The following is a 20,772-nucleotide window of genomic DNA, read 5'->3' on the forward strand; positions in this document are numbered from 1 at the left end:
CGGCCACTTGGGCGAATAACGAAAATATGCTGTCTCAAAAGACCCGTTATGCCATTCGCGCGCTCCAGCATCTCGCCGACCGCTACCGTCAAGGCCCGGTGCCGCTGAACGAAATTGCCACGCGGCAGAATATTCCCGGCAAATTCCTGACGGTCATCCTGTCCGAATTGTCGCGCGAAGGGCTGGTCGCGACCCAGCGGGGGCGGGACGGGGGCTATTGGCTGGCGCTTGCGCCCGTCGACATCAGCTATGGCGACATCGTGCGGCTGACGCGCGGTTCGCTGGCGCTCACGCCGTGCGCCAGCCGGTTCGCGCATGAAAGCTGCACCAACTGCCTGCCCGAATCGGAATGTCGCCTGCATCGGGTGATGCTGCGCGTGCGCGACGAAACCGCCAAGGTGCTGGACAGCATCAGCCTGGCCGAACCGCTTGCCATGGCCCAGGACGCATAGGGCATAGTGCAAGGAGGGCTTGCGCCTGCCCGGCCGCTTCGCCACATCGGGCGGATGACCACGAACGCCCCCGACCGACCGCTCAAGGCCATGCTGATCCCGGTTACGCCGCTTCAGCAGAATTGCACCCTGTTCTGGTGTACGCAGACGATGCGGGGCGCCTTTGTCGATCCCGGCGGCGACTTGCCGGTACTCAAGCGCGCGGCGCAGCAGCAGGGCGTGACGATCGAGAAGCTGTTGGTCACGCACGGCCATATCGACCATTGCGGGCAGGCAGGCGTGCTGGCCCGCGACCTGGGCGTGCCGATCGAGGGGCCGCATGAGGATGACCGATTCTGGATCGACAAGCTGGCCGAGGATGGCAAGCGCTGGGGCGTGCCGGGCGAAAGTTTCGAGCCGGACCGCTGGCTGGTGGATGGCGATCAGGTAAGCGTCGGCACCCTGACGCTCGATGTGCTGCATTGCCCCGGCCATACCCCCGGCCATGTCATATTCCACCATGCGCCCAGCAAGCTGGCAATTGTGGGCGACGTGCTGTTTCAGGGGTCGATCGGTCGCACCGACTTTCCACGCGGCAACCATCAGCAACTGATCGACGCGATCACTGGCAAGCTATGGCCGCTGGGTGGCGATACCGCCTTCGTTCCGGGCCATGGCCAGATGAGCAATTTCGCCCATGAACGCCGCACCAACCCCTTCGTCGCCGATTCGGTGTTGGGCTGATCCCTGCGATCGGACATGCCTGTATCTTACACCTGTGCGGCGAGAGCAGGGGGAACAGGCATTTCCCGCGTGGCGGTATAGGCGATGGTCAGCGCCGTGATGGCCAGGCCCACCATGACGATCCATGTCAGCAGCGCGCCAGCGCCCCGCCACACGGTCGGCGCGTCGGCATCCATGCCGAACGCATGGGCGACCCGCGCCAGCACATAGACCAGCGCGCCGATCCACAGCCACAGCGATGCCCCGACCGCCATTTCGATCAAAGCGAACAGGATCAGGACGATTGGCGTATATTCGATGAAGTTGGCGTGCGCCCGCATCCGCCGTGCCAGCAGGCTGTTGCCCGAATCGCCGTGCATCACCTTGTCCGCGATGCGAATCCGCGCGCATCGCGTTGCGATCCACAGGTTCAGCAGCGCGCAGGCGGCTGCAAAGGTCAGCGTGATCGGCAACAACATCGGGCGTCTCCCTTATATTCCGGCCATGTTTCCGGCCATCTGCACCCTAGCCGTCCCGGTCCCATGGGCAAGGAAGGACTTGCACCCCGATCAAAAAGCGCTATAGGCGCAGGGCTTCGCGATCACCCAGAGCCGCTAGGGTCTGCGGCGCCTGTGGCGTCAGCATCCAACGGGACTGGCCAGTCGCATAACTAGATCAATTCACGGAATAAGGTGCCGACATGGCTGTCCCCAAGCGCAAAACTTCTCCTTCCAAGCGCGGTATGCGTCGCAGCCATGATTCGCTGCGCGTCGAAGCATTTCAGGAATGCTCGAACTGCGGCGAACTCAAGCGTCCGCATAATCTGTGTGACGCCTGTGGCCATTATAACGGCCGCGAAGTCGTCGCTGTCGGGGCGTAACGACTTTTCGATCTCCGCAAAGGGGTGATTAGGGTGTCAAGCCAACCGCGAATCGCAATCGACGCGATGGGCGGGGATGAAGGCGTGCGCGTAATGATGGCGGGTGTGGCGCTCGCCCGTCGCCGTCATGACGGGCTGCTATTCTCCCTGTTCGGCGACGAAACGCGCATAAAGGCGGCGCTCGACCACCATCCCCATTTGCGTGCGGCGTCCGAAGTCATTCACGCCGAAACGGTCGTGGATGGCGCGGACAAGCCGAGCGTTGCCATCCGCAAGAAGAACAGTTCGATGGCCATGGCCATTGCCGCTGTGAAGTCGGGGCAGGCGGGAGCCGCTGTTTCCGCCGGCAATACCGGCGCGCTGATGGCGATGGCGAAAGTCGCGCTGCGCACCATGCCGGGCGTCGATCGGCCCGCGCTGGCGGCGATGCTGCCGACGCTGGGCGATAATGATGTCATCATGCTGGATCTGGGCGCGAACACCGAATGTGACGCGCGCAACCTGGTCCAGTTCGCGGTGATGGGCGCGGCCTATGCCCGCATCGCCTTTGACCTGGAACGGCCCCGCGTCCGCCTGCTCAACATCGGCACCGAAGAATTGAAGGGTACGGAGGAAATCCGTGACGCCGCCGCTGTGTTGCGCGCTGCCGACACCCTGCCGCTGCGGTTCGAAGGCTTTACCGAAGGCGACAAGATCGGTCGCGGCGATACCGACGTGATCGTATGCGACGGCTTTTCCGGCAATGTCGCGCTCAAGACCGCCGAAGGCACCGCCCGCTTCGTCACCGATGTGCTGCGCAAGGCGTTTACCAGCTCGATTCGCTCGAAGATCGGCTTCCTGATCTCCAAGCCTGCGATGCACCTGCTCAAACATCATCTCGACCCCAACAACCATAATGGCGCAGTTTTCCTGGGCCTCAACGGCGTGGTCGTCAAAAGCCATGGCAGCGCGGACGAAAAGGGCGTGGCCAATGCCGTCCATGTCGCCGCCCGCCTGCTGGAAGAGGATATTACGCGCCGGATCGCCGCCGACATGGCGGGCATTGCGTCGCTGTCCGCCGCCGCGACCAAGCTGGAGCAGCCCGTCAAGTGATCCGCCGTTCCATTCTTCTGGGGACCGGCTCTGCCCTGCCCGTGCGCGCCGTCAGCAACGCCGAACTGGCGCAGACCGTCGATACCAGCGACGAATGGATCGTGGAGCGCACCGGCATCCGCAACCGCCATATTGCAGGTGAGGGCGAAACCACCGCCACGCTGGCGACCGATGCTGCCCGCACCGCGATCGATGCGGCAGGCATAGCGGCGCAGGACATCGACCTTATCGTGCTGGCGACGGCCACCCCGGACCAGACTTTCCCCGCCACCGCGACCAAGGTGCAGGCGGCGCTCGGCATCAATGATTGCGTCGCTTTTGACGTGGCGGCGGTCTGTTCGGGTTTCCTCTATGCGGTCACCGTGGCGGACAGCATGATCCGGTCGGGAGCCGCCAACCGCGCGCTGGTGATTGGCGCGGAGACGTTCAGCCGCATCCTCGACTGGGAAGATCGCGCCACCTGCGTCCTGTTTGGCGATGGCGCAGGTGCGGTCGTGTTGGGCGCGGAAGAAACGGCTGATGGCGCACGCGGCATATTGGCCGCCAAACTCCATGCCGATGGCCGCCATAACCAGCTTCTCTATGTCGATGGCGGACCGTCCACGACGCAGACCGTGGGCAAATTGCGGATGAAGGGGCAGGAAGTGTTCCGCCACGCCGTCGTCAATCTGGCCTCCGTCCTTAACGAAGTCATGGCCATTGCGGGCCTGTCCAACAGCGACATCGACTGGCTGGTGCCGCATCAGGCCAATGCCCGCATCCTCGACGCGACTGCGCGCAAGCTGAAATTGTCGCCCGACCGGGTGGTGGTGACGGTCGATCGTCACGCCAACACCTCTGCTGCCTCCGTTCCGCTGGCGCTGGACCTTGCGGTGCGCGATGGACGCATCAAGGCAGGCGATCTGGTCGTGCTGGAAGCGATGGGCGGTGGCTTTACCTGGGGCGCTTGCGTCCTGCGGGTCTGATTGGGCCGATCCAGCTTGCCAAAGTCTTGCATATGCATCACATTTGGCGCTGACCGATCGCGTGTTCGGTCGCTTGGGGAAGCTGGGGGGATGTCGGATGACGGGAACTTTGACACGGGCCGATCTGGCTGAAAGCGTCAATCGCCATGTCGGCCTGTCGCGGGCGGAAGCCGCGGCGCTGATCGAATCCATTCTCGACCATATGTCCGGCGCGCTGGAACGGGGCGAAAATGTGAAGATTTCCAGCTTCGGCACCTTCGTCCTGCGGGACAAGAACCAGCGCATGGGTCGCAACCCCAAGACCGGGATCGAAGTGCCGATCGAACCGCGCCGTGTCCTGACCTTCCGCGCCAGCCAGACGATGCGCGAACGGATCGCCGACGCCTGATCTGCATCATATGCCCGGCCGTTGTCGATGACGCGGCTTTGGCCTAGGTTCAATCCATGGATGACAGTGCAACCGACCCGGTAAAGAGCATCACGGATCTGGCCCGCATCGCCGGCGTGTCGGTATCCACCATTTCGCGGGCGTTGACCGGCAAGGGTGCGCTGAACAAGCATACCCGTGAAAAGATCAAGGCGCTGGCCGATGCCCATGGTTTTCGCCTGAATGTCGCCGCGCAGAATCTGCGGCTGGGCAGGACCGGGGCGATTGCCGTATTGTTGCCGCTGGGCCATGCACGCGGCCAGCATCTGTCCGATCCATTCTTCATGGCGATGCTGGGCTTTCTGGCCGATGCGCTGACCGACCGGGGTTATGACCTGCTGCTGTCCCGCGTTTTGCCCGAAGGGGACGGGTGGCTGGATGCGTTCATCCGGGCGGGGCGCACCGACGGCATCATCATCATTGGCCAGTCGGACCAGAGCGCCGTGCTGGATCGTACCGCTGCGACCTATCGGCCCATGGCGATCTGGGGCGAACATGCGCCCGATAATGTCCATGTCACCGTCGGGTCCGACAATGTCGCGGGCGGTGCGCTGGCAGCCCGGCATCTGGTGGAGCGGGGGCGCCGCAAGCTCGCCTTTTTCGGCAATGTCGGCGTGCCGGAATTTGCCGCCCGCTATCAAGGCTTCGTCGCGGCCTTGCCCGAAGAAGTGCGCGGCGACGTCGATCTGGTCCACAGCCAGATCACGGCCGAAGCCAGCCTGGAGAGCGCGTCCGCCTATTTCGCGGCGGGTCATCGGCCGGACGGCATTTTTGCGGCGTCCGATGTGGTTGCTATGTCGATCATGTCCGCTGCCGCCGAACAGGGTATCGGCGTGCCGGGCGACCTGTCGGTCATCGGTTTCGACGATATTCCCATTGCGCGCCTGTCCCATCCGCCGCTGACCACCATAAGGCAGGATATAGAGGCGGGCGCGCGGCAACTGGTCGATCTGCTGTTCCGCCGGATGGGCGGGGAAGAGGCCGGGCCGGTGCAGATCGCCCCCACCCTCGTCATCCGCGAATCGAGCTGAGCCGTTTCACGATGGCCATTGCGGCGCGGGTGACATCGTCCCATGTCGCGTCGAACCCGGCGGCGTCGCCATAATAGGGATCGGTCACGCCAGACCCTTCGCGCCCCGGCACCATATCCATCAACAGGCCCAGCGCCGCGCCGCCATCGGACGGGCGGATGCGGCGCAGATTGTTCAGATTGTCGCTGTCGAGCGCAAAAATATGGGTGAAGCGGCGGAAGTCCGCTGCCGTCACTTGTCGCCCGCGATAGCCCGAAATGTCGATGCCATGGCGCGCCGCCACCGCCTGCGCACGGGTGTCGGGCGGGCAATCGACATGCCAGTCGCCAGTCCCCGCCGAATCGACCTGCACCACCAGCCCTGCCTTGGCGGCTTCCGCCCGGAGCGCCGCTTCGGCCAGTGGCGAGCGGCAGATATTACCCAGGCAGACGAACAAGACAGCAGGCGCGCTCATCCGTCCGCCGCCGCCGTCGACAGGCCCAGCCCCGGCACGCCGATGGAACGCTTGCCCGAAAAATCGGTCCGCGCGACGATGACGCCCAGTTTTTCCATATAGTCGATCAGCCGCCGCACCCGGCCCGGCGAACTGGTGCCATAGGCGCGGGCCAGCGCCGCGTCGTCGGGGCAGGGATGGCCCTGCATCGCGGCGCGCGCGATCAGCAGGAAGGGGGCGAGCATATCCTCCGGCAGCGGTTGCGCCGCCTTCATCGCGTCCTGCCAGCGCGGATCGTTGGCATCGGCCATGCCCGCCTGCGCCATCGCCAGCCGCTTGCGGAAGGCGGGCAGATCGAGCGGCGGGGTGCGCAGCCCCTTCATCCGGCAGCGCACGCCAAAATCCTGATAGAGCGCCGACACGCCGGGCGCGGCATCGCCCAGATCGGCGACGATCTCCTCCAGCACGGCGATGATCACTGGCTCATTCTGGCCGAAGTCCAGTTCGGGCGCGGCGGGCTTGGCAGAGGGGGTGTCGGCCAGCGCGCGCATGATTTCCTCGACCGGGCGGGGCGGCGGATCGGCACGGGGGGCGGGGGCAGGGGTTGCCGCGTCGTCGCTGCGTGCGAACAGCAATTCCTGCATATCCTCGCCATTGGTGGTGGGCGGGGCGATCAGCTTGTGCGTGCCGCCGCGCGTGCTGGTCTGCACCGCGCCGATCTTTACCGCGACCGGGCGGCGGCAAATGGCCGGGCCGAGCGCCAGAAAGCGACCACGCTCCAGATCGCGAATCTGTTCCGCCTGCCGCCGTTCCATGCCCAGCAGGTCTGCGGCGCGGGCCATGTCGATATCCAGAAAGGTGCGGCCCATCAGGAAATTGCTGGCTTCGGCCGCGACATTCTTGGCGAGTTTGGCGAGGCGTTGCGTGGCGATGACGCCCGCTAACCCGCGCTTGCGCCCCCGGCACATCAGGTTGGTCATGGCGGCGAGCGACAGGCGGCGCGCTTCGTCCGACACATCGCCAGCTGACACGGGGGCGAACATCTGCGCTTCGTCCACCACCACCAGCGCGGGATACCAATGGTCGCGCGGCGCATCGAACAAAGTGGACAGGAAGGAGGCGGCGCATTTCATCTGCGCCTCCAGCTCCAGCGATTCCAGGCTCAGGACGACCGAGGCGCGATGTTCGCGGATGCGCGACGCCATCTTGACGATCTCACGCTCGTCATAATCGCCCGCATCGATCACGATATGGCCGTAACGATCCGCCAGCGTGACGAAGTCGCCCTCCGGGTCGATCACCACCTGCTGCACCATGGGCGCGGACTCTTCCAGCAGGCGGCGCAGCAGATGCGATTTGCCGGAACCCGAATTGCCCTGAACGAGCAGCCGGGTGGCGAGCAATTCCTCTACATCGACCAGCACGGCCTTGCCGGCGCTGTCGGTTCCTATGCTGATGCTGGCGGTCACGAAACTGTCTTTGGCGTGAGGGCGGGGGGAGTGCAAGGGGCGTGGCGCGGGGCAGGCGTCGGGGGCGGTGCGAAGTTCACACCGTCGTCGGGCCAATCGGGCCAGTTGCAACGGTAAAGCCACGCTAAAGTAACAGGCACGCTACGCCAAAGCGACAGGCAGGCCACTGGCGCGCGCTGTTCGAGCATGAGTGCGGGGAGCGCAATGACGGGAGTGGTGCAGGTTTCCAACACGAGACGCTAGCGCTGCGCCTTTGGGGAGGACGCAGGCGGTGGCAGATCGGGCGCGAAGGGATCCGCCATGCGGGCGTCATATTGCACCAGCGCCCAGGCCCAGCTGCGGTCGAACATCGTGCCGGTCAGGCGGCGGCGCAGGCGATGCGCGCTGATGCGCGACATGCCCACGCTTTGCGCCGCGTGCGTCACGCTGCCGGTTTCGAGCAGGGCGATGAGGAAAGCGCGCTGCTTGGCGGGGGTCCAGTGGGTGCGGTCGGGGGCGGGATGCGGGGGCATCCGACAGGATAGATCAGAGGCAATGGTGGTAGGAAAGGGGGATGACGAGCAGGGGGAGGAGCGCGCAAAGTGTCAGTGCAAGCAGGTTTACACGATTGCTATTTAGGTTTCTGAGCGAGCATTGATGTCCGCTGTTCCAGATGAGCATATTCCAACGGCACGTCTCGATTTTTGGGCCAGTATCCAGCACCTTTGAGATTATGAAAGCGGTTTGAACGCCAGATATTAGTGCCAAGCACTTTCGTTTTATCCCCCCCTTCAACCTCAAATCCGGCATTTTCGACATGCTCCAAAAGTTGGCTGCGCGTCATTGGCTTTTCGTTAGCGAGAATTGCTCGTTCAATTTCGTCCATCATGCTGGAAACTATCGCTGCCTTTTTTTCGCGAAGTGACACCGACGGAAACAGTGTTCCTTGCGAGGCAGGTTTTGTGTCAGGAACGTGTCGAGAACGGATGCCCTGATATGATGCTATAAAGCGATCAAGCGCTTCAAGCTCATTTCGGAGTTCGTCACGGCGATCCAATGCCTTTTGAAGCAATTCGTCCATGACTGTCTCCCTCGCGCTATTTCAAGGCCATATTGACACAAAAGTCAACTCAAAACGAGGACTCCACAATATGTGAGTTGCTTAATGAGTGTTAATCATTTAGATTACTAAAATATTGAAACGAGGATTCGCCATTTAACATTCCAGCCAGCGCAGCGCTGAAGGATCGAACGAAAAAAAGGCCGACCTTTCGGCCGACCTTTTCCCGATCTCTGCCCCGTTAGGAAGCTGTGAAACCGCTGTGAGAAGCCAAGAATCGCACTTCCTGACGGGATGGTCAACACCTGTTTTATGGAGCCATCTTAATGGCAAAAGTTGTGATTTATCGTCAGTGCATCACCCTCAAGAACGGGAAGCGTATTTGTCGCCCTCCCGGCAAGGCGTTTCCCATTACGATTGATGTGGACGAGCCTGAAAAGCCTAAGGGTGAGTGAGTAAGGATCAGGGCCGGGAAACCGGCCCTTTTTCAATTAAGCAGTTTGGATATCTCACCCATATCAAACTCCCCAAGTCCCTTGACCCTTCCCCTGTTGCAATGCAGCATCGTTGCCATGGCGACTCTGGCATCCTCCCCCTCCGCTCCTGCGATCACGCAGAATCCCGACATTCGCTATCTGGGGCGGCTGCTGGGGGATGTCATTCGCGCCTATGGCGGGGACAAGCTGTATAAGCAGACCGAATATATAAGGTCCGCATCGGTCGACCGGGCGCGCGGTATACAGGGGGCCGATGTCACCGACACCGGGCTGGACGCGCTGACGCTGGACGATACGCTCAATTTCACGCGCGGGTTCATGCTGTTTTCGATGCTGGCCAATCTGGCCGAGGATCGGCAGGGGGTGGCGGCGGAGCCGGGGGCGGATGTCGCGTCGGTGCTGGCGCGGCTCGAATCGCATGGCATCGGGCGCGATGCGGTGCTGGATTTGCTCTCGCACAGCCTGATCGTGCCGGTGCTGACCGCGCACCCGACCGAGGTGCGGCGCAAGAGCATGATCGACCACAAGAACCGCATCGCCGACCTGATGCTGTTGAAAGATGGCGGGCGCGAAGAAACGGACGAGGGCGAAAATCTGGACGAGGCGATATTCCGCCAGATCGCTTTGTTGTGGCAGACGCGCCCGTTGCGCCGCGAAAAATTGTTCGTCGCGGACGAGATCGACAATGTTCTGGCCTATTTCCGTGACACGTTTTTGCCGGTGCTGCCTGCGCTTTATGCCCGGTGGGAACGGGTGTTGGGGGCGCGGCCGCAAAGTTTCCTGCGGGTGGGGTCGTGGATCGGTGGCGACCGCGACGGCAATCCTTTCGTGCAGGCACCTCAGCTAGACCATGCGCTCAAGCGTGGCTGTCAGGCGGCGATCGCTTATTATCTCGATGCGCTGCACGCGCTGGGGGCGGAACTTTCGCTCTCGACCGAACTGGCGCATGTGCCGCAGGCGGTGCTGGACCTGGCGGAGGCGAGTGGCGATGCTTCGCCCAGCCGGGTGGACGAACCCTATCGCCGGGCGATTTCGGGCATTTATGCGCGGCTGGCGGCGACCTGCACCGCGTTGACGGGCGGGCAGCCTGCGCGGCCATCGGCGCTCAAAGGGGAGGCCTATGCCAGCCCGCAGGATTTCCGCCGCGATCTGGTGATCGTGGCGCAGGGGCTGGCGAGCGAAGGCGATGGGGCGCTGTCCACCGGCGGCGCGCTGGGGCGGCTGATCCGCGCGGTCGAGACGTTCGGCTTCCACCTCGCCACGCTCGACATGCGGCAGAATAGTGCGGTGCATGAACGGGTGGTGGCAGAACTGCTCAGGCAAGCGGGGGTCGAGGCGGACTATCTGGCGCTCGACGAATATGCGCGCATCGCTTTGTTGCGCAAGGAACTGGCGAGCAATCGCCCGCTGGGGTCGCGCTTTTCCGCTTATGAAGAGGAAACCGCGTCGGAACTGGCGATCGTCCATGCCGCAGCGGAGGCGCACCGCATCTATGGCCCGCAGTGCATCACCCATTATATCATTTCCAAGGCGGAAAGCGTGTCCGACATGCTGGAAGTCAGCATCCTGCTGAAAGAAGCGGGGCTGTGGCAGGCGGGGGTCGATGGCGCACCGCCGCAGGCCGCGATCATGGCGATTCCGCTGTTCGAGACGATCGCCGATCTGGAGGCCGCGCCCGCCATCATGTCCGCCTATTTCGGCCTGCCCGAAATTGCAGGTGTGGTGCAGGCGCGTGGCCATCAGGAAGTGATGATCGGCTATTCCGACAGCAACAAGGATGGCGGTTACATCACATCGACCTGGAGCCTGTATAAGGCGAGCCAGGCATTGGAGCCGGTCTTTGCCGATGCGGGCGCGGCGATGCAGCTGTTCCATGGGCGTGGCGGCGCGGTCGGGCGCGGGGGCGGGTCGGCCTTTGCCGCGATACAGGCGCAGCCGCGCGGCACGGTGCAGGGGCGCATCCGCATCACCGAACAGGGGGAAATGATCGCCGCGAAATTCGGCTCGCGGGACGTGGCGATGACCAATCTGGAAGCGATGACCAGCGCGACTCTGCTCGCGAGTCTGGAGCCGGAGGGGATTTCGGAAAAGGACGCCGCGCGCTTTACCGCCGCGATGGACGAACTATCGAAAAACGCCTTCGCGGCCTATCGCGACCTTGTCTACGGCACCGAAGGGTTCAAGGAGTTTTTCCGGCAACTGACGCCGATACAGGAGATTTCGGGCCTGAAAATCGGGTCGCGTCCGGCCAGCCGCACCAAAAGCACCGCGATCGAGGATCTGCGCGCCATTCCCTGGGTGTTCAGCTGGGCGCAGGCGCGGGTCATGCTGCCGGGCTGGTATGGGGTGGGCCATGCGCTGGCCGGATTCGAGGACAAGGCGTTGTTGGCCGACATGGCGCAGCATTGGTCCTTCCTGAAATCCGCGCTCGCCAATCTGGAAATGGTGCTGGCCAAGTCCGACCTTGGTATCGCCGCGCAATATCTGCCGCTGGTGGAGGATCAGGCGCAGGGCGAAGCGATGTTCGGCCGTATCCGCGAAGGGTGGCGGCAGGCGCATGATGGGCTGCTCAGTGCGACCGGCCAGTCGCGGCTGCTGGAAAAAAGTCCGGCGCTGGAAACCTCGATCCGGTTGCGGCTGCCCTATATCGAGCCGCTCAACCTGCTTCAGGTCGAATTGCTCAAGCGACACCGGGCGGGCGAGGACGATCCGCGCATCAAGGAAGGCATCGAACTGTCGATCAACGCGATCGCAACGGCGCTGCGTAACAGCGGGTAGCTGGCAATCCGGCTCCGGTGAGGGGTTACATCCCTCCGTCAGCGCGCCGTGCTGCCACCCCGCCGGACTATCGCATATGATAATGTCCCACCTGCAATCGTCATGCTGAAACAAGTTCAGGATGACGATGTGGGATAACGAAAAGCCATAGGCGATAGCCCTGCCCTGCAAGGGGAGGGCGAAATGCGGGGGAATCCGGGACGGCGGCAGTCCAATGCGCCGTCCCGGACCCCGGTCCCTGCCATGGAGATTTCTCTCCTGTGGCGGGGATGGGCTGGTGGGGCGGGCCGTTACAGCCCGCCCGAAGCTTTTAGAATTTGGCGACGACACCGGCCATCGGACGGATCGAGCGGAAATTGCCCATCGTGTCGGCCTGAACGCGCAGGCGGATGTTGCTGCTCTGGGCCGAACCGCCCATGTCGGCGGGGGAGAGTTCCACGCCTGCGCCATAGGTGGTGCCGTGATAGTCGCGGCTGTCGGGGCCGAGTGCGTCGAAATTGACCCACTTATAACCGACCTTGCCAAAGATCAGGCTGTCCTTGCCAGCCTTTACGCCGACACGGCCCGCCGCATTATATTCCCAGTCGATGTCGCCCGACACGCCCTTGGACGCGCCACCTTCGACGCCGACGACCAGCGGCCCGGCAACATTATAGTTCACGCCTGCGACGCCTTCGACCATGCGGCCCTTATAGCCGACGGGCGGGATGCCTTCCTTGCCGGTTTCGCTGTCGAAATTATGCACGCCGCCCAGAACGCCGACATAGGGTTCGATGCGACGGGTGGAGGTGCCTGCGTCGTCCTGCGCCATGGCAGCGGCGGGGATCAGCGACGCGGCAGCAGCCGCCGTGAAAAGCAGTTTCTTCATGGGTTGGACCCTTTTTTACATTGTGGATTGGTGCAGCGGTTTGGACCCGCCGGGCCGGTGCGCACGCTCAAAGCGGCGGCTATCGACAAGGGGACAATGAACAGGCCGCCCGGAAGGTTTCCTGAACGAGTGCCAAAAATCGGGCAAAAGCGCGTTATGTGACGGAAACGACACGGTTTCTTTCGCCCCGATGAACGAAAGGCGACTTTTCTGAACCTGCGATAAACGCTGGACGGGCGGGGTGAAATCCATTCACAACCAATTCAACCGCCAGGCGTTAGGCCGGTATCAGATGGACATGAGGAGAGACGCGATGACGGGCATCCGACATCGGTTACTGGCAGTTGTGGGGCTTGCAAGTGCGCTCGCGCTGGGTGGTTGCGCCTATGATGACGGCTTTGGCTATGGCGGCGTGAGCGTCGGCACCGGCTATTATGGCGGCGGCGGCTATTATGACGACGGCTATTACGGGCAGACCGGGTATTATCAGCCCGGCCTTTATAGCGGCTGGTATGATAATTATTATTATCCGGGCAATGGCTATTATGTCTACGACCGGGGTGGTCGCCGTCAGCGGTGGAACGACGGCCAGCGCCGTTACTGGGAAGGCCGCCGGGTCGAGCGCCGGAATCAGGGCCAGTGGCAGGGCCAAAATCCGGGGCGAAATCCAGGTCAGTGGCAAGGCCAGCGCCCCGACCGCGATGGCCGCCCCGGTCAGTGGCAGGGGCAACGCCCCGATCGCCAGCCGGGCAATGGCAACTGGACCAATCGCCCGCGCCCGTCGCAAGGGACCGATGGCGATCGTGGTCGCGGCAACTGGCGTGGCAATGATGCGGTGGGCCAGAACCCCCGCCCGGCACCGCAGCCCGGCGTAAGCCAGTCGCGTCCGCAGCGCGACTGGGGCGCGCGCGCGGCACCGGCCCAGCGAACGGAACGCGCCGTGCGATCGCGCGCGCCCGGCGCGTCGCGGCAGGAACGCCCGGACTGATGCGGAAACGAAACGTCACCACCGCCACGCTGCTTCCCCTCCTGCTCCTCGCCGCGTGCGACGGGCGGGAGGAAAGCGCGATCGACAATCTGGCCAATGGGGCCAACGCCGTGCAGGTGGAAAATAACGTCCGCGCCGAAGCGATGGCTGTGATGGAACCGCTCGACCCGCCCAAGCCCGGCACGCCCGGCGGGCTGCCCGACGACCGCACGCCTTTGTCCGAAGGCGGCATCACCCCCGACAGCGCACAGGGCGCAGCGCAGGTGGTGCAGGGCTATTATGGCCTGTTGGAGGAGCAACGGTTCGAGGATGCGCAGGATTTGTGGAATCCGACCGGCCCGATCGGGTCGCAGGATGATACGCATTTCGCCGCGCGCTTCCGGGGTTTCAGCGAAATTCACGCCAATATCGGCGGGCCGTCGGAGCCGGAGGGCGCGGCAGGATCGCTTTATGTGACCGTGCCGGTGCAGATTTACGGGCGGCTCGCGACCAGTGGCAAGCCGTGGTATGGGCTGCGTCAGGTGGTGCTGCGCCGGGTCAATGACGTGGAAGGATCCACGGCGGAACAACGCCGCTGGCATATCGAGCGGATCGGACCCTATCAGCCCCCGATCGATCCGGTTGCCGATAATGCGGCGGAACCGGCGCAATCGCTGTCGGCGACCGATGGCATGGCGGGCAAGCGTTAGAGTTTGATGACATTAGGCTGACGCGCTCGCAATGACGAGTCAGTATGAAGTCATTCCGCTCTAGAGGCTTTGCAAGGCTGGCAAAATCCTCCCCTTGCAGCCGGGGTTATCGCATATGAAAATGCGCCCTCCTTCAATCGTCATGCTGAACGTGTTTCAGCATCCATTTCTCGTCCCAGACAACTGTTTGATCTGGAGAAATGGACCCTGAACCAAGTTCAGGGTGACGAGCGAAGTGAAGCACGGCTCCCTATGCGATAGCCCTGCCCCTGCAAGGGGAGGAAGCATCGGCATTTCAGGTCAGGCGACGGTCGCCTTGACGATCTTGCCCGGCGTGCGCGGCGGCTCGCCCTTGGGCAGTGCGTCGACATGTTCCATGCCCGACGTCACTTCGCCCCATGCGGTATACTGACCGTCAAGGAAGGTGGCGTCGTCGAAGCAGATGAAGAACTGGCTGTTGGCGCTGTTCGGGTTGGACGAACGGGCCATTGAGCAGACGCCACGGACGTGGGGCTGGCGGTTAAACTCGGCCTTGATGTCGGGCAGTTTCGAGCCGCCCATGCCGGTGCCGGTCGGATCGCCGCCCTGCGCCATGAAGCCGGGGATGACGCGGTGGAACACGACGCCGTCGTAAAAGCCTTCCTTGGCCAGCGTGGTGATGCGTTCGACATGGCCGGGCGCAATGTCCGAGCGCAGCTTGATTACGACGTCGCCGCCGCTGTCGAGGGTAAGGGTAAGTGTTTCGTCAGCCATGAAGCATGTCCTCTCAATAGGAATAGGGTTGCCCCCATATAGAGGCTTGAGGGCGTGATGGAAGATTCTTGTGGCAAAGCGGGTCAGCTTCGTTCGAGCCATTGCAATTGGATGGTGCATAAGCGAAAGCGAAGCCATGTTACAGGAACCAGACAGTAGGGGGCGCCATGAGCGAGCGCGGCGATATGGCCGATCCCCATCTGCATGGGGCAGAGCCTGACGATATTATCGTCGAACAGGCCGAAACCGGCCTGGACGAAGATGACCGGATGAAGCCCGAATTTCTTTCCGCCGTCCTCGACGCGGTGGAGGAAGGCGACCGGGAAAAGGCGCGCGACCTGGTGTCGCCGCTGCACCCTGCCGATATTGCCGATCTTCTGGAACTGACCCCGGCTGATCGTCGTGGCAAAGTGGCCGCCGCGCTGGGCGATCTGGTCGGCGCGGAAGTGCTGTCGGAACTGAACGACTATGTTCGTGAGGATCTGATCGGCGATCTGGCGCCTGAACAGGTTGCCGAATTCGCGTCCGAACTCGACACCGATGACGCGGTCGCGATGATCGAGGATATGGAGGCGGCCGACCAGCAGGCCGTTCTCGACGCGCTCGACCCCGAAGATCGCGCCGCGATCGAAAGCGCGCTGTCCTATCCCGAAGAATCTGCCGGCCGCCTGATGCAGCGCGATCTGGTCGCGGTGCCGGAACATATGACGGTCGGGCAGGTGATCGACTATCTGCGCGACAATGGCGATCTGACGCAGGATTTCTGGGAAATCTATGTCGTGGACGCGGCGCACCGGCCGATCGGCTATTGCCAGTTGAGCTGGATCCTGACCTGCCCCCGATCCATCGCCATGGCCGATTTGATGAAGCGCGAACAGACGCTGATCCCGGTGGACATGGACCAGGAGGAAGTCGCGCTGCGATTCCAGAAATATGCGTTGATTTCCGCCGCTGTGGTCGATGCGGGCGGGCGATTGGTCGGCATGATCACGGTCGATGATGTGGTCCACATCATTTCCGAGGAAGCGGGCGAGGATATTTTGCGCCTGTCGGGCGCGGGCGAAGGCGACATCAACGAACCGATCCTGATGACGGTGCGGGCGCGGCTGATCTGGCTGGTCGTGAACCTTGGCACCGCAATGCTGGCCGCGTCGGTGGTCGGTCTGTTCGAAGGGACGATCGAGCGGTTTGCGATGCTGGCCGCGCTGATGGGCATCGTGTCGGGCATGGGCGGCAATGCGGGGACGCAGACGCTGGCCGTGGTCGTGCGGGCGCTGGCGACGAACCAGCTGACCAGTTCCAACACTGCGCGGATGATCGGCCGGGAATTTCGCATCGCCGCCGCCAATGGCGCGACGCTCGGCACGCTGATCGCGATCGGATCCTATATGGTCTATGGGCGGATGGACCTGTCGATCGTGTTCGGCTGCGCCATCCTGACCAACAATCTGGTCGCGGGGCTGGCGGGGGTGCTGGTGCCGGTCACGCTGGACCGCAATAATGTCGATCCGGCGGTGTCGTCCGCCGTGTTCGTGACGATGATGACCGATTCGCTGGGCTTTTTGAGTTTCCTGGGGCTGGCGACGCTGTTCCTGCGTTGACGTGCCGCGCGCGCATCCCCAGATCGCACCCATGCCGTTGCACATGACCAAGATCGCGTTTCAGAGCGAAAGCCCCGCGACGTTGCGCGCCTGGCTGGAAAGCCATGAGGGCGAAGCGCGGCTGACCACCCGCTATCTGCCCAAGCGAGTGGAGGAAATGGCGGGCGGGTCGCTTTACTGGATTCACGGCCATGCGCTGGTGGGGCGCAGTCCGATCATCGGTTTTGCCGAGACGGGACAGGGCCGCCACTGGATCCGGCTGGAGCCGCGCCTGATCCCCGTGCGCGCCATCCCCAAGCGTGCGCATCAGGGCTGGCGCTATCTGGCCGAGGCCGACGCGCCGCCGGACCTGGGCGATGGCGAAGTGGATGCGCGCGACACGATGCCGGTGGCGATGCTGGGCGAATTGACGAAGCTGGGGCTGGTGTAAAGCCGCTGGACAGGGGCGATAAAGGAACATATCAGGAACGATATGGTCCAGATGTCCACTCGTCAAAAACTCGAAATCCTTGCCGATGCTGCCAAATATGATGCGTCCTGCGCGTCGTCAGGGACCACGAAACGCGATTCGCGCGGCGGCAAGGGGATCGGATCGACCGAGGGAATGGGCATATGCCATGCCTATGCGCCCGATGGCCGGTGCATTTCCCTGCTCAAGATATTGCTGACCAACAGTTGTATCTTCGATTGCCATTATTGCATCAACCGCCGGTCCAGCGATGTGAAGCGCGCGCGGTTCACCGCGAAGGAAGTGGTCGACCTGACGCTCAATTTCTATCGCCGCAATTATATCGAGGGGCTGTTCCTGTCGTCGGGCATCATCCGGTCGTCCGACTATACGATGGAACAGATGGTCGAAGTGGCGCGATCGCTGCGGGAAGATCATCATTTCCGTGGCTACATCCACCTCAAGACCATTCCCGACGCGGACCCTGCGCTGATGCAGCAGGCGGGGCTTCATGCCGACCGGCTGTCGATCAACGTCGAACTGCCGACCGAAAGCGGGTTGAAGCGACTGGCCCCCGAAAAGGATGGCGTGCGGATCGAAGGGGCGATGGGGCGGATCAAGGCGGAGATGGAGGATAATGGCGATGCGCGCCGTAAATATCGGCACGCGCCCAAATTCGCGCCGGCGGGCCAGTCCACCCAGATGATCGTCGGCGCGGATGCGGCGGACGACCGGGCGATCATTACGCGCGCGAGCAGCCTGTATGACCGGCACCGGCTGCGCCGCGTCTATTACAGCGCCTTTTCGCCCATCCCTTCGCCCAGTGCCGTGCTGCCGCTCCAGCGGCCGCCGCTGATGCGCGAACATCGGCTGTATCAGTCGGACTGGATGATGCGCTTTTACGGTTATGACGCGCGGGAGATTGCAGCGGCGACCGATGCGGCGACCGGATGCCTGCCGCTCGACATCGACCCCAAGCTGGCGTGGGCGCTGGCGCATCGCGGCACGTTCCCGATGGACGTCAACCGCGCGCCGCGCGAACAGTTGTTGCGGGTGCCGGGGTTGGGGGTGAAGGCGGTGGACCGGATCATCCTGAGCCGTCGCCATCGCCGCCTGCGGCTGGAGGATGTGGCGCGGATGACGACATCCATCAAGAAATTGCGGCCCTTCCTGATCGCGGCGGACTGGCGACCGACCGGGTTGATCGACCGCATCGACCTGCGCGCACGGGTGACGCAGCCGCGTGATCAGCTCGAACTCTTTGCCTGACGGGCATTTTTGCGGTTGATTGCAGAGGCGACTCGTGAAACTCTTGGACTTTAGGTCACACACCAAGGGGGTCGGGTCTTGGCGACGGCACTGGACAATCGAGGCACGGGGCGAGGCACGGGGCGAAGCAACGGCTTTGCCAAACGGATCAGCACGCATCTGGCGGCGGCGCTGGTGGTTTTCTGTCTGCTTCAGATTTTCATTGTCGCAAAGATGGGCGGATCGCTCGTCCTGCATCTGGGCATCATCGTGGCGATCGGCGGTTATGCCATTGCCGCGCGCGGACTGGAACGGCGCTGGCACATGCTGGAACAGGGCGGCCTTTCGCATAACGGGTTGGCGCTGCGCTTCCGCCGCGACCTGCTGCAATTGTGGAGCGCCAGCCTGTTGGGCGCGCTATTGTGGATTCCGGTCGCCATCATCTTCCGCTTCCTGTTCGGCTGAATCCGCTTCCCCCACGGAGCCATTAGGCGCGCGCCGCGTTACTCCCCCTCGACGCAGGAGGAGCAAGTCCCATGGCCAATGCCACTATTTTCGATCGCCTGAAGCAGGACCACGACACCCACCGCCAACTGTTCGAGAAGATGGCGGACGCAAAGGACGATGCGCAGCTGGAAAAGCTGTTCGAACAGTTCAAGGTCGAGGTGTCGGCCCACGCCGCCGCAGAGGAGGAAACGCTCTACGCCACCATGTTGTCGCGCCCCGACCTGCGCGAGGATGCGCAGCACAGCGTGTCCGAACACAAGGAAATCGACGATTTTCTGGAGGAATTGGCCGACCTCAAATTCAATGGCGAAGCATGGCGCAAGAAATTCGCCGACATGAAGAAACGCTACCTCCACCATATCGAGGAGGAGGAGGAAGAGATGTTCCCCGACGCCGCCAAGGAACTGACGGCGGAAGAAGAGGACAAGCTGGGCAAGCTGTTCGCCAAGCGCAAGCCCGCCGAACTGGAACGGGCCGCCGCGCAGGATTAAGGCGCGCATTATGCACCGCGTCGCACTGACCGCGCCCGACGATTATGACGGGTGGCGGGATGCGGCGCGGCGGCTGGCGATGGCCGGGGTCGATCCGGCAGATACCCTATGGCAGGTCGGCGACGCGCCGGGGGATCTGTTCGCGGACGATCCCCTGCCTGCTGCCCGCCGCGATGGCGCTTTCTCCGTCCCCCGCGCCTTTGTCGATCTGGCGCAAAAGGCGATCTTGCATCGCGACCCCGAACGCTTCGCCTTGCTCTATGCGCTGTTGATCCGTGTTCGGGCCAGGCCCGCCGCGATGGAGGACAAGGCCGCCCCTTTGCTGCGCCGCATCGACATGCTGGCCAAGGGGGTGCGGCGCGACATCCACAAGATGCACGCCTTCGTGCGTTTCCGCGAAGTGGCGGAAGGCGACGCCACCCGCTTCGTCGCCTGGTTCGAACCGGATCATCATATCGTTCGCGCCACGGCCGGTTTCTTCGTGCGCCGCTTCACGACGATGCGCTGGTCGATCCTGACGCCAGAGGCGTGCATCCACTGGGATGGCGAGACGATCACGGAAGGGCCAGGCGCGACCCGTGCCGATGCGCCCGGTGACGACCCGGTCGAGGCGCTGTGGACCGGCTATTATGCCGCGATCTTCAACCCCGCCCGGCTCAAGACCGGGGCGATGATGTCGGAAATGCCCAAGAAATATTGGAAGAACCTGCCCGAAGCGGCGCTGATCCCCGCGCTGATCGCAGGCGCGCAACAGCGTGAGGCAGCGATGATCGCCACTGCGCCGATGGCGGAAAAGCCCGCCCGCCATGGCAATGCGCAGGTGGCTTGGGCGGCGCTGCGCGAGGAAGCGCGCGTCTGCACCCGATGCCCGTTGCACGGCCCCGCGACGCAGACGGTGTTTGGCGAAGGGCCGATCGACGCCGCGCTGGTCTTTGTGGGGGAACAGCCGGGCGATCAGGAGGATCTGGCCGGGCGGCCCTTTGTCGGACCGGCGGGGCAATTGTTCGACGCGGCGCTGGCGGAAGCGGGGGTGGAGCGCGCCCGCGCCTATGTCACCAATGCGGTCAAGCATTTCAAATATGAGCAGCGCGGCAAAAGGCGCATCCACCAGACCCCGACAGCGGGGGAGGTGCAGGCGTGTCGGTGGTGGCTGGGGCAGGAACTGGCGATCATACGTCCCCGCATCATCGTTGCGCTGGGGGCCAGCGCCGCGCGCGCCGTTCTGGGCCGGGCGGTCACGATCGGTCAGGTGCGCGGGGCGGCGATGCCGCTGGAAGATGGGGCGGAAGCCTGGGTCACGGTGCATCCGAGCTTTCTTCTGCGCCTGCCCGATCCCGCCCGTCAGGCGGAGGAACAGGCGCGCTTCGTCGCGGACCTGCTGATGGTGGGGGAGCGGTTGAAGGCGCTGGCGTAG

General features: G+C 63.5%; 24 protein-coding genes. 17 read left to right on the forward strand and 7 right to left on the reverse strand.

What is annotated here, in order from left to right; all coding sequences use genetic code 11:
* Positions 1–26 precede the first annotated feature (26 nt).
* Both SPBM01_RS19285 and SPBM01_RS19290 read left to right on the forward strand, forming a co-directional pair.
* Positions 27–452, forward strand: coding sequence for an RrF2 family transcriptional regulator (locus SPBM01_RS19285; RefSeq protein ID WP_188063092.1), 426 nt, complete (start codon positions 27–29; stop codon positions 450–452).
* A 54-nt stretch (positions 453–506) separates the two neighbouring features.
* Positions 507–1,175 carry an MBL fold metallo-hydrolase gene (locus SPBM01_RS19290; RefSeq protein ID WP_188063093.1) on the forward strand — a complete coding sequence of 223 codons (669 nt, stop codon included), beginning with the start codon at positions 507–509 and terminating at the stop codon, positions 1,173–1,175.
* 26 nt (positions 1,176–1,201) lie between these two features.
* Here SPBM01_RS19290 and SPBM01_RS19295 read toward each other — a convergent pair whose 3' ends face one another.
* Positions 1,202–1,633: an MAPEG family protein gene (locus tag SPBM01_RS19295; protein ID WP_188063094.1), complete on the reverse strand. Its 432-nt coding sequence runs from the start codon at positions 1,631–1,633 to the stop codon at positions 1,202–1,204.
* 221 nt (positions 1,634–1,854) lie between these two features.
* Between SPBM01_RS19295 and rpmF the strand changes: the two genes are divergently transcribed.
* The 5 genes from rpmF (at position 1,855) to SPBM01_RS19320 (ending at position 5,549) form a co-directional block, all read left to right on the forward strand.
* Positions 1,855–2,034 carry a 50S ribosomal protein L32 gene (gene rpmF / locus SPBM01_RS19300; RefSeq protein WP_007711192.1) on the forward strand — a complete coding sequence of 60 codons (180 nt, stop codon included), beginning with the start codon at positions 1,855–1,857 and terminating at the stop codon, positions 2,032–2,034.
* Positions 2,035–2,100: 66 nt separating this feature from the next.
* Positions 2,101–3,126, forward strand: coding sequence for a phosphate acyltransferase PlsX (gene plsX / locus SPBM01_RS19305; RefSeq protein ID WP_262504461.1), 1,026 nt, complete (start codon positions 2,101–2,103; stop codon positions 3,124–3,126).
* Complete coding sequence (locus tag SPBM01_RS19310) at positions 3,123–4,091, forward strand: beta-ketoacyl-ACP synthase III (RefSeq protein ID WP_188063096.1); 969 nt, start codon at positions 3,123–3,125, stop codon at positions 4,089–4,091. The genes plsX and SPBM01_RS19310 overlap by 4 nt, the downstream gene beginning before the upstream one ends.
* Before the next feature lie 97 nt (positions 4,092–4,188).
* Entirely contained in the window at positions 4,189–4,479 is a 291-nt protein-coding gene (locus SPBM01_RS19315; RefSeq protein ID WP_188063097.1) for an integration host factor subunit alpha, read from the forward strand.
* Between the two features lie 56 nt (positions 4,480–4,535).
* Positions 4,536–5,549 carry a LacI family DNA-binding transcriptional regulator gene (locus SPBM01_RS19320; protein WP_188063098.1) on the forward strand — a complete coding sequence of 338 codons (1,014 nt, stop codon included), beginning with the start codon at positions 4,536–4,538 and terminating at the stop codon, positions 5,547–5,549.
* On the opposite strand, the gene SPBM01_RS19325 is transcribed toward SPBM01_RS19320, so the two are convergent.
* From SPBM01_RS19325 to SPBM01_RS19340, 4 genes are all read right to left on the reverse strand, one after another.
* Positions 5,530–6,003, reverse strand: a complete 474-nt coding sequence (locus SPBM01_RS19325; protein WP_188063099.1) for a low molecular weight protein-tyrosine-phosphatase — start codon at positions 6,001–6,003, stop codon at positions 5,530–5,532. The genes SPBM01_RS19320 and SPBM01_RS19325 overlap by 20 nt on opposite strands.
* Positions 6,000–7,451 (reverse strand): ATP-binding protein, encoded by a 1,452-nt coding sequence (locus SPBM01_RS19330; protein ID WP_188063100.1) that lies wholly within the window; start codon positions 7,449–7,451, stop codon positions 6,000–6,002. The genes SPBM01_RS19325 and SPBM01_RS19330 overlap by 4 nt, the downstream gene beginning before the upstream one ends.
* A gap of 239 nt (positions 7,452–7,690) precedes the next feature.
* Positions 7,691–7,963, reverse strand: coding sequence for a LysR family transcriptional regulator (locus tag SPBM01_RS19335; protein ID WP_188063101.1), 273 nt, complete (start codon positions 7,961–7,963; stop codon positions 7,691–7,693).
* 98 nt (positions 7,964–8,061) lie between these two features.
* Complete coding sequence (locus tag SPBM01_RS19340) at positions 8,062–8,511, reverse strand: hypothetical protein (protein WP_188063102.1); 450 nt, start codon at positions 8,509–8,511, stop codon at positions 8,062–8,064.
* A 305-nt stretch (positions 8,512–8,816) separates the two neighbouring features.
* Here SPBM01_RS19340 and SPBM01_RS22050 point away from each other — a divergent pair, with 305 nt between their 5' ends.
* Both SPBM01_RS22050 and ppc read left to right on the forward strand, forming a co-directional pair.
* Positions 8,817–8,945 (forward strand): hypothetical protein, encoded by a 129-nt coding sequence (locus tag SPBM01_RS22050; protein ID WP_262504268.1) that lies wholly within the window; start codon positions 8,817–8,819, stop codon positions 8,943–8,945.
* Between the two features lie 117 nt (positions 8,946–9,062).
* Positions 9,063–11,765, forward strand: coding sequence for a phosphoenolpyruvate carboxylase (ppc, locus tag SPBM01_RS19345; RefSeq protein WP_188063103.1), 2,703 nt, complete (start codon positions 9,063–9,065; stop codon positions 11,763–11,765).
* A gap of 310 nt (positions 11,766–12,075) precedes the next feature.
* Here ppc and SPBM01_RS19350 read toward each other — a convergent pair whose 3' ends face one another.
* Complete coding sequence (locus SPBM01_RS19350) at positions 12,076–12,633, reverse strand: outer membrane protein (protein ID WP_188063104.1); 558 nt, start codon at positions 12,631–12,633, stop codon at positions 12,076–12,078.
* A gap of 313 nt (positions 12,634–12,946) precedes the next feature.
* Between SPBM01_RS19350 and SPBM01_RS19355 the strand changes: the two genes are divergently transcribed.
* Complete coding sequence (locus SPBM01_RS19355; RefSeq protein WP_188063105.1) at positions 12,947–13,621, forward strand: peptidase; 675 nt, start codon at positions 12,947–12,949, stop codon at positions 13,619–13,621.
* Complete coding sequence (locus tag SPBM01_RS19360) at positions 13,621–14,310, forward strand: hypothetical protein (protein ID WP_188063106.1); 690 nt, start codon at positions 13,621–13,623, stop codon at positions 14,308–14,310. The genes SPBM01_RS19355 and SPBM01_RS19360 overlap by 1 nt, the downstream gene beginning before the upstream one ends.
* A 300-nt stretch (positions 14,311–14,610) precedes the next feature.
* On the opposite strand, the gene SPBM01_RS19365 is transcribed toward SPBM01_RS19360, so the two are convergent.
* Positions 14,611–15,063, reverse strand: a complete 453-nt coding sequence (locus tag SPBM01_RS19365; RefSeq protein ID WP_188063107.1) for a peptidylprolyl isomerase — start codon at positions 15,061–15,063, stop codon at positions 14,611–14,613.
* A 167-nt stretch (positions 15,064–15,230) separates the two neighbouring features.
* On the opposite strand from SPBM01_RS19365, the gene mgtE reads away from it, so the two are divergent.
* The 6 genes from mgtE to SPBM01_RS19395 all read left to right on the forward strand — a co-directional run bounded on the left by mgtE (position 15,231) and on the right by SPBM01_RS19395 (position 20,772).
* Positions 15,231–16,664, forward strand: a complete 1,434-nt coding sequence (mgtE, locus tag SPBM01_RS19370; protein WP_188063108.1) for a magnesium transporter — start codon at positions 15,231–15,233, stop codon at positions 16,662–16,664.
* Positions 16,665–16,695: 31 nt separating this feature from the next.
* Positions 16,696–17,094, forward strand: a complete 399-nt coding sequence (locus SPBM01_RS19375; protein WP_188063109.1) for a DUF1489 family protein — start codon at positions 16,696–16,698, stop codon at positions 17,092–17,094.
* A gap of 42 nt (positions 17,095–17,136) precedes the next feature.
* Entirely contained in the window at positions 17,137–18,381 is a 1,245-nt protein-coding gene (locus SPBM01_RS19380; protein ID WP_188063110.1) for a putative DNA modification/repair radical SAM protein, read from the forward strand.
* 78 nt (positions 18,382–18,459) lie between these two features.
* Positions 18,460–18,825, forward strand: coding sequence for a hypothetical protein (locus tag SPBM01_RS19385; RefSeq protein ID WP_262504269.1), 366 nt, complete (start codon positions 18,460–18,462; stop codon positions 18,823–18,825).
* Between the two features lie 71 nt (positions 18,826–18,896).
* A complete protein-coding gene (locus SPBM01_RS19390) occupies positions 18,897–19,358 on the forward strand; it encodes a hemerythrin domain-containing protein (RefSeq protein ID WP_188063111.1) in 462 nt (153 codons plus the stop codon).
* A 10-nt stretch (positions 19,359–19,368) separates the two neighbouring features.
* Positions 19,369–20,772, forward strand: a complete 1,404-nt coding sequence (locus SPBM01_RS19395; protein WP_188063112.1) for a UdgX family uracil-DNA binding protein — start codon at positions 19,369–19,371, stop codon at positions 20,770–20,772.

Source organism: Sphingobium sp. KCTC 72723, assembly GCF_014280435.1.
Classification (GTDB): domain Bacteria; phylum Pseudomonadota; class Alphaproteobacteria; order Sphingomonadales; family Sphingomonadaceae; genus Sphingobium.

Coding starts and splice junctions, on each gene's coding strand:
- SPBM01_RS22050 (WP_262504268.1), top strand. CDS start 8,817: ATGGCAAAAGTTGTGATTTATCGTCAGTGCATCACCCTCAAGAACGGG.
- SPBM01_RS19335 (WP_188063101.1), bottom strand. CDS start 7,963: ATGCCCCCGCATCCCGCCCCCGACCGCACCCACTGGACCCCCGCCAAG.
- SPBM01_RS19375 (WP_188063109.1), top strand. CDS start 16,696: ATGCCGTTGCACATGACCAAGATCGCGTTTCAGAGCGAAAGCCCCGCG.
- SPBM01_RS19350 (WP_188063104.1), bottom strand. CDS start 12,633: ATGAAGAAACTGCTTTTCACGGCGGCTGCTGCCGCGTCGCTGATCCCC.
- mgtE (WP_188063108.1), top strand. CDS start 15,231: ATGAGCGAGCGCGGCGATATGGCCGATCCCCATCTGCATGGGGCAGAG.
- SPBM01_RS19380 (WP_188063110.1), top strand. CDS start 17,137: ATGGTCCAGATGTCCACTCGTCAAAAACTCGAAATCCTTGCCGATGCT.
- SPBM01_RS19365 (WP_188063107.1), bottom strand. CDS start 15,063: ATGGCTGACGAAACACTTACCCTTACCCTCGACAGCGGCGGCGACGTC.
- rpmF (WP_007711192.1), top strand. CDS start 1,855: ATGGCTGTCCCCAAGCGCAAAACTTCTCCTTCCAAGCGCGGTATGCGT.
- SPBM01_RS19390 (WP_188063111.1), top strand. CDS start 18,897: ATGGCCAATGCCACTATTTTCGATCGCCTGAAGCAGGACCACGACACC.
- SPBM01_RS19340 (WP_188063102.1), bottom strand. CDS start 8,511: ATGGACGAATTGCTTCAAAAGGCATTGGATCGCCGTGACGAACTCCGA.
- SPBM01_RS19355 (WP_188063105.1), top strand. CDS start 12,947: ATGACGGGCATCCGACATCGGTTACTGGCAGTTGTGGGGCTTGCAAGT.
- SPBM01_RS19325 (WP_188063099.1), bottom strand. CDS start 6,003: ATGAGCGCGCCTGCTGTCTTGTTCGTCTGCCTGGGTAATATCTGCCGC.
- ppc (WP_188063103.1), top strand. CDS start 9,063: ATGGCGACTCTGGCATCCTCCCCCTCCGCTCCTGCGATCACGCAGAAT.
- plsX (WP_262504461.1), top strand. CDS start 2,101: ATGGGCGGGGATGAAGGCGTGCGCGTAATGATGGCGGGTGTGGCGCTC.
- SPBM01_RS19320 (WP_188063098.1), top strand. CDS start 4,536: ATGGATGACAGTGCAACCGACCCGGTAAAGAGCATCACGGATCTGGCC.
- SPBM01_RS19285 (WP_188063092.1), top strand. CDS start 27: ATGCTGTCTCAAAAGACCCGTTATGCCATTCGCGCGCTCCAGCATCTC.
- SPBM01_RS19395 (WP_188063112.1), top strand. CDS start 19,369: ATGCACCGCGTCGCACTGACCGCGCCCGACGATTATGACGGGTGGCGG.
- SPBM01_RS19295 (WP_188063094.1), bottom strand. CDS start 1,633: ATGTTGTTGCCGATCACGCTGACCTTTGCAGCCGCCTGCGCGCTGCTG.
- SPBM01_RS19290 (WP_188063093.1), top strand. CDS start 507: ATGACCACGAACGCCCCCGACCGACCGCTCAAGGCCATGCTGATCCCG.
- SPBM01_RS19360 (WP_188063106.1), top strand. CDS start 13,621: ATGCGGAAACGAAACGTCACCACCGCCACGCTGCTTCCCCTCCTGCTC.
- SPBM01_RS19315 (WP_188063097.1), top strand. CDS start 4,189: ATGACGGGAACTTTGACACGGGCCGATCTGGCTGAAAGCGTCAATCGC.